This is a genomic window from Deinococcus sp. Leaf326 (genome assembly GCF_001424185.1).
Taxonomy (GTDB): Bacteria; Deinococcota; Deinococci; order Deinococcales; family Deinococcaceae; genus Deinococcus.
Map to the genome: position 1 here is coordinate 466,288 of NZ_LMOM01000001.1, position 13,284 is coordinate 479,571.

Sequence of the window (13,284 nt, forward strand, 5' to 3'; positions counted from 1 at the left end):
AGATAAGCGGACGCCGTGAGAAAGGCGGAGAGTCATAAGAAAGGCGTGGGGCCACGCCCGCCGCGCTCAGGCGGCGCCGGTCTCCTCCAGCGTGACTGTCACCGGACCGTCGTTGGTCAGGTCGAGGACCATGTGCGCGCCGAACACCCCCTCGCCCACCAGGAGCCCCAGGGCGCGCAGGGCCGCGTTGAACTCGGCGTACAGGCCGCGGGCCTGCTCGGGCGGCGCCGCGCCCGTGAAGCTCGGACGGTTGCCCCGGCGCGTGTCGGCGAACAACGTGAACTGGCTGACGCTCAGGACGCCGCCGCCGATGTCCTGCACGCTGAGGTTCATCTTGCCGGCGTCGTCGCCGAAGACCCGCAGCTTGGCGACACGCCCGGCCAGTGCACGCGCAACCTCGGGGGTGTCACCCGGCGCGACTCCCAGGAGCACCAGAAAGCCGGGACCAGTCTCGCCGGTCACGCGGCCTTCCACCGTGCAGGTGGCGCGCGTGACCCGCTGCAAGACGGCGCGCATCCTCAGTTGTCCAGGCGGGCGCGCAGGCTGCCGATGGCTCCGGTGAGCAGGTCGGCCTCGGTGAAGTCCAGGTTGCCGCGCGTCTTCTCGGCCAGCATGGTCAGGAGTTTCAGGCTGCGGTCAGCCGTCTGGCGGGCGCGGTCGTCCGCGAGCAGGCCGTCACGCGCGGCGCTGGAGGTCGCGGCGTTCAGGTCGCCCAGGGCTGCCTCTGCGGTGGCCTGGAGCATGTGCACGAGTCCGACGAATTCAGGGTTGGGCATGCGCGGCAGGATACCGCTCCGTTCCGGGTGCCGCCCTCCTCTTCAGAACAGTGAGGGCGGCGCCGGTGGGGCGGCCGGGCGCGCCGCCCGCTCGCCGCGCCACACGGCCGCCGCTTCTTTCAGGTCGCCGCGCAGCAGGCTCCAGGGCCCGCCGGGCAACCGGGCCTCGTCCCGCGCCGCCGTAGCCGGGTGCAACAGCGGCAGCAGCAGCGCTCCGCCGTAGGCCGGCGCCGCGCGCTGCCAGCGTCCCCGCAGCCGGGTGATGCCGGTGTCGCCCGGCCCGGTCCCCAGCACCTCACGGGTGGCCGCGTTGCCCATCGTCAGAATCAGGCGGGGCCGCAGCGCGGCGAGTTGCGGCCGCAGCCACCGCTCGGCACAGGTTTGCGCCTCCGCCGGCGAGGGGTCGCGGTGTGCGGGCGGGCGACACTTGACGAGCGTGGTCAGGAACAGCGGCGCCCGGCCCAGCCCGGCGTCGCCCAGCAGCGCCCGCAGCTCCTCGCCCGCGCGGCCCGCGAAGGGGCGGCCCTGGCGGTCCTCCTCGGCCCCCGGCGCGTCCGCGATCAGGAGGAGACTCGGCGAATGGGCCTGCGCCGGGGCTTCCCCCACCCACTCGCCGGGCACGGGGGCCGCGCAGCCCGGCCGCAGCGTGCAGGCCACGCAGCTCCGGTTGGCCGCGAGCAGTTCGGGCAGGGGAGCGGGAACGGAACCAGTCATACCGACAGCCTAGGCCCCGGCGCCGCAGCCGGCAGCGAACACGCCGCTCCCCGGAGGACAGCGGCGCGGCAGCACGGAACGGGGGACCGGGCCGGGTCAGGTCACCGGCTGGCCGGGGGTCGCCGTGTCGGCGGGGCGCTCGGCCGCCGGCGTCCCGAGCTTGGGGCGGCGGCTGCGGGCCTCGCGCCGGGCCTTGGGGTCCAGGCCCACGAGCAGGAAAAAGTTCTCCAGCGCGTTTTCCTGACCCTTGATCTCGGGATATTCGTGCTCGGCGGTGCCGGTCACGAAGGGCAGGCCCTGATACAGCGTCAGGGCGTGCGCGATGACCTCATCCGGCGCGTGACTTTCAGCGTGTGTAGCCAGGGCGACGTAGATCCCCCGCCGACTCTCAGCGTGTTGCAAGAAGGCCTCCGGATGCGGCGTCTCCGGAGCACGCAGCATGTCCTGGCGCGCGATTCGGCGGTAGTGCTTGAGGCCCTGCAGAAGCTGCTCGGTGGTCATGGGTTCCTTCATTCGTCCTCCGCGGCGGGCGCGGCCCCGCCGTTGGTGGGTCAGTATAGGCACCGACGCTCCCCCGACCCGTCCATGAACGTGAGAACTCTGAGAAAGAGAGGTTTGAGACATCCGGTAAAAGTGCGCCTGACAGGTCAACGGAGACCGGAAATCAGAAATGAGTTAAATCCTGAGAACACTGAGATATTTGCCGTATTCATCGGGATATTCAGAAGCATGAGAACGCATAAAGACCGTATAGGCGCATAAAATACCCCGTTTTACCTGTCTATGAAGGGCAAATAAATAAAGCTGGGGTAAACTCTCTCTTGTCGATGAAAGCCACCCGCACCCTTGCCCTGACCCTCGCCGCGCTGCTTCCCAGCGCCTCCGCCGTCACCTATACGGTCAAGGCCGGTGACACGCTGACCACCATTGCCCAGGCGACCAAGATGGAACCGGACGCCCTGATGCGCCTCAACGGCTTGGTCAGCCCCACCGTGCAGCTTGGCCAGGTGCTGCGGACCTCGGCCTCGACCTTCGCCAAGCCGGTCGCCGCGCCCATCGCCGCCAAGCCCGCTACGGTCGCCGCTCCGGTCGCCTCGCGCGGCGGCGCTTTCGTCAACACGGCGGCCAGCCGCTACCTGGGCATCCGCTACGTTCTGGGCGGCACGGGCGGCGGCGGGCTGGACTGCAGCGGCTTCACCATGCGCGTGTTCCAGCAGCTCGGCATCAGCCTGCCACGCACGGCCGCCCAGCAGTGGGGCCGGGGCTTCGCGGTCAACCGCCGTGACCTGCGCGCCGGCGACCTGGTGTTCTTCAACACGACCGGCCGCATGGCCAGCCACGTCGGCATCTACCTGGGCAACGGCAGCATGGCCAACGCCAACAGCTACCAGGGCCGCACGGTCGTCGAGCCGCTGTTCTCGAACCCCTACTGGGCCAGCCGCTACATCGGCGCCCGCCGCGTCCTGACCTAAACGCTCTTCCCTCTTTCAACGACCGGCCCGCCCCCCGTCAGCATGTCTGACGGGGGGCGGGCTGTTTGGGCCGCGCGGCGCGGCTACCTCAGCCAGTCCTCGCCTACCTCTGCCACCTCCCGGCCGCCAAGGTCGTCCACCTCGTCCTTGCGAGTGGCCCAGGCAGGAAAGGGATAGTTGACGAGCACCGGATTGGGCACGTCGGGCTGCGAGACGAGCATGGTGCCGGGTTGCAGGATGCCGGCGCGGGCGCGGAAGCTCTGGGGCAGGAAGCGGTACTCGGGGCGCTCGGCCTCCGCGAGGTCGAGGCGGCCCACCACCCGGATGGCGGCGTTCGAGACGATGCGGCGCTCGACCTCGCTGGCGGTCTGCTGCGCGCCGATCAGGATGATGCCCAGCGAGCGGCCGCGTTCGGCGATGTCCAGCAGCACGTCCTTGATGGGGCTGTCCCCATCGCGCGGGGCGTACTTGTTCAGCTCGTCGAGGACCACGAACACCGTGTCCTGACGCCCCACCCGTTCCTTGTACTCGAACAGGTCGCGCAGCAGCACCCCTACGATGAACATCTGCGCGGTGGCCGACAGCGTGTGGATGTCCACGACGGTCGTCTGCACCCCCGCCTTGAGCGGGTCCGGCCGGAAGCGGGCGACCTGCTCGGCGCTCACGTCGCCGCGCACGAGAGGGGTCAGGTGCTTCTGCACGCCCCGCAGGCGCCGGATGAAGGCCTGGAGGGTGGCGGGCGACTGCTTGCCCACCCACTTGCGGTCCCCCTCGCCGTCGTTGGCATCCAGCAGCTTGTATTCCAGGTACGCGGCGAGCTGCGCGAAGGTGCCGATCCGAACACTGCCCATCTCGTCGAAGCGCATGTCCTCGTCGAGCACCTGCTCGGTGTCGGGCTGCCAGTCGTCCACCGTCAGGTACGGCGTGTCGCCTCCCTGCGCCATACGGTACAGCCTCTCCTCGATGGACCCGATCACGAAGCCCAGGTTCACGCTGGCGTCCCGGTCCACGAAGACGTAGGGCAGCATCCGCCGCGCACAGAATTCCCGCAGCGAGTACAAAAAGGGCGTGACGCCCTCGCTGCGCTGCTCGACATGCGGCACGATGGCCGCGCCCGGGTGGCCGGGGCGGGGCGGCGCGAGAAACTGCACGTCCCGGAACGCCTCGACTGGCAACCCCATGAGCGCGTAGCGGTGGTCGGGCAGCCCCTTCTGCGCCTGCGCCTCGGCTTCGCGGGTGATCACCTCGCGGTTGCGTTGGTCGAGAAACAGCAGGTCCTCGCCCTTGACGTTGAAGATCAGCGCCCGGCCCGCCGCCGCGCCCACGCCCATCATGCCGCTGCGGAAGATGGAGTGCAGCAGGAACAGGGCGTAACTCGTCTTGGTCGCCACGCCGGAAATCCCGCTGATATTGATGTGGCCGCCGTTTTCGCCGTTCACGAAGCGGTAGTTGATGGGCAACACCTGCCCGTCGGCCAGCAGCCCGCCGGGAAAGGCCTTGTCGCCCATCTTGTCGGCGCTCAGGGCCATACGCAGGTCGTTGCCGCGCGCGTGGCGCACCGCGTCGCCGGGCTGCGGCGGAATGAAGTTCTCGGGCTGCACGCGCGTCACCAGCACCCGCGCCGCGTAGCTCACGCTGGCCGGCAACAGGCCCGCCGCCACGTCCTGCACGTCGCTGTCGAAGGTCACGCCCTCGTGCCGGGTGCGCACATGGTCCACGATGCCGTAGAAGTTCACGGCCGACCCGTCGGGCTTGCGGGTCTCCACCGCCACGAGGTCGTCGAGCTGCACGCTCGCGCCGGGCAATACCGCGAACCAGAAACTGACGGGGGTCACGTCCTGCGTGCCCAGCACCATACCGACCTGTAGGCCCGCCGGACTGCCCGAGGTCGGGCCGAACTTGAGGTTTGTCACGCGACCGCCTGCGGGTGCAGCGAGGCGATGTGCGCCCGGATACGCCGGGTCACGAGGTCGGCGCTGCCCATTGAGCGGCCCATCGCCTGCTCGAGCGCCGCCGTGGGAATGAGGTTCTGCGGCGCGCGCGGGTCCTTGTGGGCGCGGCTGCCCAGGCGGGTCAGGAGGGTGCCGCTAAGGTTCGCCACCTGCCGCACGATGGGCGGCAGAAAGCTCGGGTCATCCGGCGCGAACATCTCCAGACGCATGACGCCTGCCATGGGGTGCTGATAGAAGGCCGCCTCGCACAGCCGCACGTACCAGATCAAGCGGGTGAACTGCCCGTTGCGGTAGGTCATGCGCATGACGGGGGTGCGCTCGCCGGGCCTGAGTTCGGCCAGCAGGGCCGCGCGGTCGGGCGGGAGGTACATGGTCTCCATGGTCTTGACGCAGCCGACCACCGCGCCGTCGAGATTCTGCCCGCGCAGGGTGCCGTCCTGCACGGTCAGGGCACTCAGCCACTCGCGGTCGTCCTGCTCGTCGGCCGGCACGCGGGAGGCCAGCGCGTGCGAAAGGCGCTGCTCGGCGGCCAGCATCTGCCCCTGCAACAGGTTCAGGGCGGCCAGGGCGTCCGTGCCCTGCATGGCGACCGGGGTGTATTCCAGCTGCCCGGTGTGCGGATTGCGGGGCGACAGGGTCATGGGGTCCAGGCGCAGGTCCGGCGCGTGGGCCAGCAGCCGCGCCGCCTTCACCTCCCGCAGTTCGGCCTGTCTGGAGCCGTGCGGGCAGAGTTCCACGGCCCCGACCACGAAGGCCCCGAAGCCGCCCAGGCCGCTCTGCCCGAAATCGTCTTCGATGAACAGGCGGGATTCCATGCGGCGTTTGCCGTCCACGACGAACACCTGCCGCAGCCGTTCCGGGATGGGACGGGCGGGCAGCGCCACCCAGCGCTCTGTTTCGAGGTCGTCGAGGGTGCCGTCGAAGCTCTGGAGACCGAGTTGCCCCCCGTTCGTGTCTACCGGCCAGGGGTCGAGGCGAATACGCATGCGGCGCATTCTACGCCCGGTGCAGAAAAGCTCGCCGAAAGATGCACCGAAAAACGCGCGGCCGGAGTGTCCGGGAGCCGCGCGTCAGGGCAGGGTGGGTTCAGGGAAGGGTCGGCTCAGCCGTGGTAGCCGCTGAGCTGGCGCAACTGCACTTCGTCGGTCAGGGTCAGGCAGCGGTAGGCGGGGGTCAGCAGGCCATCGTCGCGCATTTCGCCGATGAGCTTGCTCACACTTTCGCGCGTGGCCCCGGTGCCCTCGGCGATGAGTTCGTGGGTGGCGCGCACGAAGCGCACACCGTCGGCGTGACGGCCCCCCAGGCTGCTGTCGGCAAGGCTCAGGAGGTAGCGGGCGATGCGCTCGCGCAGGTCGCCGTCCTGAATGTGCACGCCGTCGTTCATGACGCGCTGGAGCTGGGTGCTCAGGCTGCGCGTCACCTCCCAGAGTTCGGCGGTGCTGAGCTGTTCGACGTGGATGGCCATGACGACCGCGTCGGTCAGGGCGACCATCTGGTGCGACCGGGGCTGGCCGTGCAGGATTTCCTCGCCGAAGATGTCGCCGGGGTGGATGTGGCGGACGGTCAGGTTGCGGCCCTGGGGCGTGAGGCGCACGGCGCGCAGCAGCCCCGAGTCGAGACGGTAGAGCGACGGTGCCTGATCGCCCGCGTAGTACAGCGTGTCGCCCCGGCGCAGGGGCCGGCCCTGAGCGGTCTCGAAACGGCCGGGGGGGGTGGTCGGGCGGGTGTAGAAGGACATGGGGCAACTCCTGTCCGGCGCGTTACGCGGGCCAGTTCGCGGGGGAAACGGTCGGGGCCGGCTTCCGTCAGACGGCGACACCGCGCAGGGGACGCTTGTTCACACTGCCGCCAGAATAGGTGGCCGCCTGTCCATTCAGGATGTGAGCTCCCCCTTTCTCAACGAACAGGAAACGTCGGATGAAGCGCCGGCGGCCCGCCCCCCCCGGACGACCGGGTAGCGGGGAGTACCGGGCCGCTGGTAGGCCTACGCGAAGACCTCCAGCCCGGCGAGGACCACGCTGGCGTGCGCGGCCACCGTGAGGCCGTGATCGCGGTTGTAGCCGCCCGCCATCATGGTGACGACCGGCACGCCGCGCGCCCGTGCCCAGGCCAGCACCACGCGGTTGCGCTCGTGAACTCCCTCCAGGCTCAGCGCGAAGCGGCCGAACCGGTCACCGGCCAGCACATCGGCGCCCGCGAGGTACAGCAGCACCTCCGGCCGGAAGGCCTCCAGGGCGGGCACCGCCGCGCCACGCAGCACCCGCAGGTACTCGGCGTCGTCTATCCCGTCGCCCAGCCCCAGGTCCAGCGAACTGCGCTCCTTGCGGAAAGGGTAGTTACGCTCGCCGTGAATACTCAGGGTAAAGGCCGTGCCCGCCGCCATCTCGCCCTGAAGCAGCGCCGCCGTGCCGTTGCCCTGGTGCACGTCGAGGTCCAGTACGGCCACCCGGCGCGCGAGACCGTCCTGAAGCGCGATCCGGGTCAGGAGCGCAGCGTCGTTCACGAGGCAAAAGCCCTCGGCGCGATCGGCGAAGGCGTGGTGCGTGCCCCCCGCGAGGTTGGCGCCCCACCCCACGCGCCGGGCGTCGTGCAGCGCGGCCAGCGACCCGCCCGCCGCCCGGCGCGCCCGCTCGACCACCCCCGGCGACCAGGGCAGCCCGAAGGCGCGCTGCTCGTGGCGGTCCACCTCGCCCCGCCGCCAGCGCCGCAGCCACAGCGGATCGTGGACCCGCGCGGCGTCGGCCCAGGTTAGGGCGGGAGTGTCGAGCACCGGCAGGTGGGGGGCGAGCAGGTCGCGCACCCCGGCGTACTTGTAGTACGGAAAACGGTGGCCCTCCGGCAGCGGAAACTCGTAGCTGGCCGGCGTGTAGGCCCGGAAAGGATGGGCGAAGGCAGCAGGGACGGTCATCGCGTTCAAGTGTGCGCGCCGTACCCGGCCGCCAGAGCGTGCGGGAACACGCTTGAGCAGCCGGCGCCCGCGCGGCGTTCTGGGCGCGGGAAGGGCTTCAGGCCCGCAGCGACCGGGGAGCGGCAGCCGGCAACGGCGAGGCGTGCTGCACGGTCCAGCGCCCGCCGGGCACCGTGCGGGCCTGCGGCTGGTGCGCGGCGTCCAGGCACAGCAGCCGGAAGCGCCACAGCTCGGCGCGTGCCCCGGTCCCGCCTTGGCCGTCCTCCAGAAACAGCCAGGCGGTGACCACCGTGACGGCGGCGTCGGTGTCGCGGACCGTGCGCAGGTCGTAGGTGACGAGCTGGCCCGGAAACTGGGCGCGCACCTCGGCCAGCCTCTGGCGGCGCCGCGCGTGCAGGGGCCGGCGCAGCCGCCGCGCCAGACCCGCATGGTCGCCCGCCGCCCAGAGCGCCAGCAGCCGCCGCAGGAAAGCCAGCGGACCGGCCGACACGGACCCCGTCCGGCTCGGCAGGGGCCGGAGCAGGGGAGCGACCGGCGACACGCCGGGCAGGGGAACGGGAGGAACAGTGGGGGGCTGGGTCATGACAGGTCTCCTGTGGCCGTAGCCTCGCACCCGCAGGCCCCCAGTGCCAAGCGCCGCCTGACGGAGGCCGGCGTGGGCAGATGGCCTAGCGGACTGCCCGACTTATTCCTCGTCCCGGAGAAGCTCCAGCAGCTCGGGGTGCAGCGCGCTGTTCGTGGCGACGATCATGGGGCCGTAGGGAGTGGTCAGGCCCGCCTGATCGCTGACGCGCCCCCCCGCCTCCTCCAGAATCAGGCTGCCGGCCGCCACGTCCCAGGGCTGCACGCCCAGCTCCCAGTAGCCGTCCATGCGTCCGCAGGCGACGTTGCACAGGTCCAGCGCCGCCGCGCCGGGCCGCCGCAGCGGCACCCCCAGCCGCAGCACGCGCGCCACGTACACGAGGTTGCGCTCACCGCTCGTGTCGTAGGGAAAGCCGGTGGCGAGCAGGGCGGGCGTGTCGAGGGTGGGCGTGGCGCTGACCCGGACCGGCTCGCCGTTCAGAAAGGCCCCGCCGCCGCGCGTCGCCGTGAACAGTTCGCCGCGCGTGGGGTCGTACACCGCGCCGACCACGCGTTCGCCGTCCTCCTCCAGCGCCACCGAGGAACAAAAGACCGGGTAGCCGTGCGCGTAGTTCACCGTTCCGTCCAGGGGGTCCACGACCCAGCGGTAGCGGCCCGGCTCGCCCTGCGCGCCCTCTTCCTCACCCAGCACGGTATGCTCCGGAAAATCGGCGGCGATCTCGGCGCGGATGACGCGCTCGGCCTCACCGTCCACCTCGGTCACGAGGTCCGCGAAGCTGCTCTTGGCCCGCACGTTCTCCACCCGCCCCAGGTGCGCGAGATGGACGGCCCCCGCCGCTCTGGCCGCGCGCACGGCGACGTCCAGCCAGTGGGTCATCTGTTCGGGGGAGGTCGCGTGGTGGGTCATGCCCCGGAGTGTAAGGGCCGCGGGCGAGGGACGTGCCGGGGCGTGACACAGTGGGGTCCGATGCCCCGCCTCGCCTGGCTGTTTCCCCTCTGCGCTCTGCCCCTGGTGGCCTGCGCCCCCGTGACCGGCCCGGCGACGCTTCGCTTCGCTCCGGAGGCGGCCGCTCCCGTCGCCCCCGACCCCACGCGCCTCCTGACCACCCAGACCGTGCCCCAGGACCTGCTGCTGAGTGTCCCGGAGGCGGTGCGCCGCGCGCCGGACGGCAGCGTGATCGTGGTGTGCGGCGCCCGCGCCCAGCCCTGGGGCGTGTGTACCCACGTGGCGCGCAAGCTGGCGCCGGGCCTGATCAGCGACTCGCCGGGCCTCTTCGCGGGTGGGGTCCAGAACCGCCCCGAGACGACGCTGTACGGCCGCGCCGCCGTGATCGTGCTGGATGTGGGCGTGACCCCGGACAGACTGGCAAGCCTGCGCGCCGAGGCCTCGCGCCTGCGCGGCGCGCCCTACCTGCTCGCGGGCGAGACGGCGGCGGGGCTCGACTGCACGACCTACCAGAACCTCCTGCAACGCGCCGCCGGGCTGCCGGACGTGACCGCGCGCAATCCGGCGTGGAGGCTGTGGCTGCCGCAGGACATCCTGACGGGTCCGGCGGTGCAGGCCGGGGGCCGGGTGCTGTGGGTGGGCATGGCCGGCGTGCCGTGAGCGGGCGACTCGTCATTTTGAACGGCGCGGGCCAGGGCTGTGGCTGCATTTTCGGCATCGCCAGTCTTGTAGGCACGGCCTTCCGGCAGGCCGAGGCGGCGTGGATGGTGGACATGGCGACCACTGGGCGTGCTGCAATCGGCGTCCTCATGGACGACGTATTTCTTAGCAGGGCGCTTTCGCAGGACCGCTGGCGAGCGGCGCTGGACAATCTGCCGGTGTCCTGTCGGCGTGCACTGCGAGCTCGCCGAGGTGGAGCGGCGTGAACAGGCGCGGCCCGACCGTACAGCGGGGATGCACCGTCGGCAGGCCGGCCTCGTTCACCGGAGCGTGTTCTACGGCGCGGGGGTGGGCACGGGCCGGGAATCGCCCGAAGTCCTGGTCCTACACCTGAGGCGTGGGCTTGACCTGGCCGCCCACCCCTGACCCTTCCCCTCCCGGCTACAGCATCTCCAGGTCCTGGGCCCGGTGGGGCGGCGCGAAGGCCGCGTCGAGGTCGCTCAGGTCGTCGCCGGTCAATTTGAGGTCCAGGGCCGCGCGGTTCTCGCGGACGTGCGCGGCCCGCCCCGACTTGGGAATGGCGATCACCCCCGGCTGACGCAGCACCCACGCCAGGGCCACCTGAAGGTCGCTGACCCCGTGGCGCGCCGCGACGGCCCGCAGCGCCGCATTCCCCGCGAGGCGGCCCTGCTCGACCGGCGAATAGGCCATGACCGGCAGGCCCCGTGCCTGGGCTGCGGGCAGCAGGTCGAACTCGGTGCCCCGGCGCGTGAGGTTGTAGAGCACCTGGTTGGTGGCGACGTGTTCGCCTCCCGGCACCCCGGCCAGTTCACGCAGGTCGCCGGGGTCGAAGTTGCTCACGCCCCAGGCGCGGATGTCGCCCGACTGGCGCAGGCCCTCGAGCGCCTCCACGGTCTCGGCCAGGGGCACCCGCCCGCGCCAGTGCAGCAGGTACAGATCGAGGTGGTCGGCGCCCAGGCGGCGCAGGCTGGCGTGACAGGCCTCGACCGTGCCCCGGCGCGTGGCGTGATCCGGCAGCACCTTGCTGACCAGAAACACCTCGTCCCGGCGGCCCCGGATGGCCTCGCCCACAAGCTCCTCGGAGTTGCCGTCACCGTACATTTCGGCCGTATCCAGCAGGGTCAGGCCCAGATCAAGGCCGGTCTGGAGGGCAAGAATCTCGTCGGCGCGGCGGCGCGGGTCGTCGCCCATGTTCCAGGTGCCCTGGCCCAGCACGGGCACGCGGGTTCCGTCCGGGAGGGCAGTGGTCGGCAGGTCGGAGGGGGTCATGTGCGGCAGTCTGGCGGCGGGGGGCGCAGCCGGGGCCCCAAACAGGTGAAGACCGCTTGCGGCGGGGCCACCCCGACTGGGGTAGGCTCTCAGGCGATGATCGACCGCTACCTGACCCCCGAGATGAAGTCGCTGTGGAGCGAGGCCAGCAAGTACCGCGCGTGGCTGAAGGTGGAACTCGCCGCCATGGACGCCCAGGCCAACCACGGCGAGGTGCCCCGCGGGGCCCACACCACGCTGGTCCAGAAAAGTGAGGCCGACCCGCTGGATGACGCCTTCGCCCTCAAGGTGGCCGAGATCGAGGCGGTGACCCGCCACGACATCGTGGCCTTCACCCGCGCCCTGACCGACCGCTACGGCGACGAGGCGCGCTTTATCCACCACGGCCTGACGAGCACCGACGTCGTGGACACCGCCCAGAACCTGCTGCTCGACGAGGCGCTGGGCCTCATCGTGGCCGACGTGGAGACGCTGCGCGAAGTGTGCCGCACGCAGGCCGTGGCCTACAAGCACACGCCGACGGTGGGCCGCACCCATGGCATCCACGCCGAGCCGATGACCTTCGGCCTGAAGTTCCTAAACTGGATGACTGCCCTGGACCGCGACCTGGAGCGCCTGCACGCCGCCCGGCGCCGCGTGCAGGTTGTCATGCTCTCGGGGTCGGTGGGCACCTACGCGCACGTCTCACCCCGCGTGGAAGAAGAAGTCGCGGGGCGCTGGGGCTGGCAGGCCGCGCCCGTCACCAACCAGACACTGGCCCGCGACCGTCACGCCGAGGTGCTCTCGGCCCTGGCGATCCTGGGCACCACCCTGGAGAAGATCGCCGTGGAAATCCGTCACCTGCAGCGCAGCGAGGTGCGCGAGGCGATGGAACCCTTCGGCAAGGGCCAGACCGGCAGCAGCTCCATGCCGCACAAGAAAAATCCCATCCTGACCGAGAACGTCACCGGTTTCGCGCGCCTGCTGCGGGGCTACCTGACGACCGGCCTGGAAAACGTGGCCCTGTGGCACGAGCGCGACATCAGCCATTCGAGCGCCGAGCGCGTCATCCTGCCCGACGCCACGGCCGCGGCGAGCTACGCGACCCGCCGCCTGACCGGTGTACTGCGCGACCTCGTAGTGTTCCCCGAGCGGATGCTGCGCAACCTCAACGACCTGGGCGGGCTGGTGTTCTCGCAGCGGGTCCTGCACGCCCTGATCGACGAGAAGGGCATGAGCCGCGAGGCCGCCTACGGCCTGGTGCAGCGTAGCGCCCTCCAGAGCTGGGAGAGCGGCGAGGGCCTGCGTGAGCTCCTGAAGGCCGACCCCGAAAATCCGCTGAGTGACACCGAACTCGACGCCGCCTTCGACCTGGCCTGGTATCTGCGCCACGTAGACGACATCTACGCGCGCTTCGGGCTCTGAGGAAGAGGGGACTCTCTGCTCGCCCGGCAGCGTGAAGCTGCCGGGCGAGTGCCTTGAGCAGTTGTCCGGCTAGGCCACTGGCTGGGCGGCGCGTCCGGCGACCTCTCTCCCACCGTAACTACCCAGGTTTGGTCGCGGCGGACCCCAGGAGCGTGGCCCACACCGACCGTCTCCGGATGCGGAGCCGTCCCGGAACGCTCAGACCTTCACGAACTCCTGTACGCCCATCACGAACATCACCGCGCCGCCCACCGGCACCTCGACGGGGTCGCCCATCAGGCTCTCGTTCTGCTCGCCCATCGGCACGTTCGGCGACACCAAGCGGGTGCGGGCGCGGCAGGTGCGCTGCACGTGGCGCTTGAGTTCGGGGAGGCGGTCGTCGTCCACCCCGATCATGAGGGTGGTGTTGCCCTCACGCAGAAAGCCGCCGGTGCTGGCGAGCTTGGTGACCTCGAAGGCGTGTTCCGACAGGGTCCGCACAAGGGCGGTCGCGTCGGCGTCCTGAATCACGGCAAGAACCAGCTTCATGGCGCTCAGGATAGCAGGGGCCTCCACGGGCCGCCCACGCCTGTCGGCAGTC

The 13,284-nt window shown here is 70.9% G+C and carries 16 protein-coding genes; 4 read left to right on the top strand and 12 right to left on the bottom strand.

Features of this window, described 5'->3' with window-relative positions:
• Nucleotides 1-66: 66 nt before the first annotated feature.
• The 4 genes from dtd to ASF71_RS02350 form a co-directional block, all read right to left on the bottom strand.
• Nucleotides 67-516: a D-aminoacyl-tRNA deacylase gene (gene dtd, locus ASF71_RS02335; protein WP_056294198.1), complete on the bottom strand. Its 450-nt coding sequence runs from the start codon at nucleotides 514-516 to the stop codon at nucleotides 67-69.
• Nucleotides 517-518: 2 nt separating this feature from the next.
• Nucleotides 519-776 (bottom strand): DUF1844 domain-containing protein, encoded by a 258-nt coding sequence (locus ASF71_RS02340; RefSeq protein ID WP_056294201.1) that lies wholly within the window; start codon nucleotides 774-776, stop codon nucleotides 519-521.
• Nucleotides 777-818: 42 nt separating this feature from the next.
• The gene (locus tag ASF71_RS02345; protein ID WP_056294204.1) at nucleotides 819-1,490 is read right to left on the bottom strand and encodes a uracil-DNA glycosylase; all 672 of its coding nucleotides are present in this window, start codon (nucleotides 1,488-1,490) and stop codon (nucleotides 819-821) included.
• Nucleotides 1,491-1,586: 96 nt separating this feature from the next.
• The gene (locus ASF71_RS02350; RefSeq protein ID WP_056294207.1) at nucleotides 1,587-2,003 is read right to left on the bottom strand and encodes a hypothetical protein; all 417 of its coding nucleotides are present in this window, start codon (nucleotides 2,001-2,003) and stop codon (nucleotides 1,587-1,589) included.
• A 314-nt stretch (nucleotides 2,004-2,317) separates the two neighbouring features.
• Between ASF71_RS02350 and ASF71_RS02355 the strand changes: the two genes are divergently transcribed.
• Nucleotides 2,318-2,962: a C40 family peptidase gene (locus ASF71_RS02355; RefSeq protein WP_056294210.1), complete on the top strand. Its 645-nt coding sequence runs from the start codon at nucleotides 2,318-2,320 to the stop codon at nucleotides 2,960-2,962.
• An 83-nt stretch (nucleotides 2,963-3,045) separates the two neighbouring features.
• Here ASF71_RS02355 and ASF71_RS02360 read toward each other — a convergent pair whose 3' ends face one another.
• From ASF71_RS02360 to ASF71_RS02385, 6 genes are all read right to left on the bottom strand, one after another.
• A complete protein-coding gene (locus tag ASF71_RS02360) occupies nucleotides 3,046-4,818 on the bottom strand; it encodes an ATP-binding protein (protein ID WP_056295134.1) in 1,773 nt (590 codons plus the stop codon).
• A 53-nt stretch (nucleotides 4,819-4,871) separates the two neighbouring features.
• Nucleotides 4,872-5,909, bottom strand: coding sequence for a DNA double-strand break repair nuclease NurA (locus ASF71_RS02365; RefSeq protein WP_156372553.1), 1,038 nt, complete (start codon nucleotides 5,907-5,909; stop codon nucleotides 4,872-4,874).
• 107 nt (nucleotides 5,910-6,016) lie between these two features.
• A complete protein-coding gene (locus ASF71_RS02370) occupies nucleotides 6,017-6,652 on the bottom strand; it encodes a Crp/Fnr family transcriptional regulator (RefSeq protein WP_056294213.1) in 636 nt (211 codons plus the stop codon).
• Nucleotides 6,653-6,898: 246 nt separating this feature from the next.
• Nucleotides 6,899-7,822, bottom strand: a complete 924-nt coding sequence (locus ASF71_RS02375; protein WP_056294216.1) for a histone deacetylase — start codon at nucleotides 7,820-7,822, stop codon at nucleotides 6,899-6,901.
• A 97-nt stretch (nucleotides 7,823-7,919) separates the two neighbouring features.
• Nucleotides 7,920-8,405, bottom strand: coding sequence for a hypothetical protein (locus tag ASF71_RS02380; protein WP_056294220.1), 486 nt, complete (start codon nucleotides 8,403-8,405; stop codon nucleotides 7,920-7,922).
• 102 nt (nucleotides 8,406-8,507) lie between these two features.
• Entirely contained in the window at nucleotides 8,508-9,311 is an 804-nt protein-coding gene (locus ASF71_RS02385) for an inositol monophosphatase family protein (protein ID WP_235514091.1), read from the bottom strand.
• Between the two features lie 60 nt (nucleotides 9,312-9,371).
• Between ASF71_RS02385 and ASF71_RS02390 the strand changes: the two genes are divergently transcribed.
• Both ASF71_RS02390 and ASF71_RS24655 read left to right on the top strand, forming a co-directional pair.
• Nucleotides 9,372-10,010, top strand: a complete 639-nt coding sequence (locus ASF71_RS02390; protein WP_056294222.1) for a hypothetical protein — start codon at nucleotides 9,372-9,374, stop codon at nucleotides 10,008-10,010.
• Between the two features lie 231 nt (nucleotides 10,011-10,241).
• A complete protein-coding gene (locus ASF71_RS24655) occupies nucleotides 10,242-10,436 on the top strand; it encodes a hypothetical protein (protein ID WP_056294226.1) in 195 nt (64 codons plus the stop codon).
• A 15-nt stretch (nucleotides 10,437-10,451) separates the two neighbouring features.
• Here ASF71_RS24655 and ASF71_RS02400 read toward each other — a convergent pair whose 3' ends face one another.
• Nucleotides 10,452-11,300: an aldo/keto reductase gene (locus ASF71_RS02400; protein WP_056294229.1), complete on the bottom strand. Its 849-nt coding sequence runs from the start codon at nucleotides 11,298-11,300 to the stop codon at nucleotides 10,452-10,454.
• Between the two features lie 96 nt (nucleotides 11,301-11,396).
• Between ASF71_RS02400 and purB the strand changes: the two genes are divergently transcribed.
• The gene (gene purB / locus ASF71_RS02405) at nucleotides 11,397-12,704 is read left to right on the top strand and encodes an adenylosuccinate lyase (RefSeq protein WP_056294233.1); all 1,308 of its coding nucleotides are present in this window, start codon (nucleotides 11,397-11,399) and stop codon (nucleotides 12,702-12,704) included.
• A 198-nt stretch (nucleotides 12,705-12,902) separates the two neighbouring features.
• Here the strand turns inward: purB and ASF71_RS02410 are convergent, their stop codons facing one another.
• A complete protein-coding gene (locus tag ASF71_RS02410) occupies nucleotides 12,903-13,232 on the bottom strand; it encodes a cyclic-di-AMP receptor (protein ID WP_014684756.1) in 330 nt (109 codons plus the stop codon).
• Between the last annotated feature and the right edge of the window lie 52 nt (nucleotides 13,233-13,284).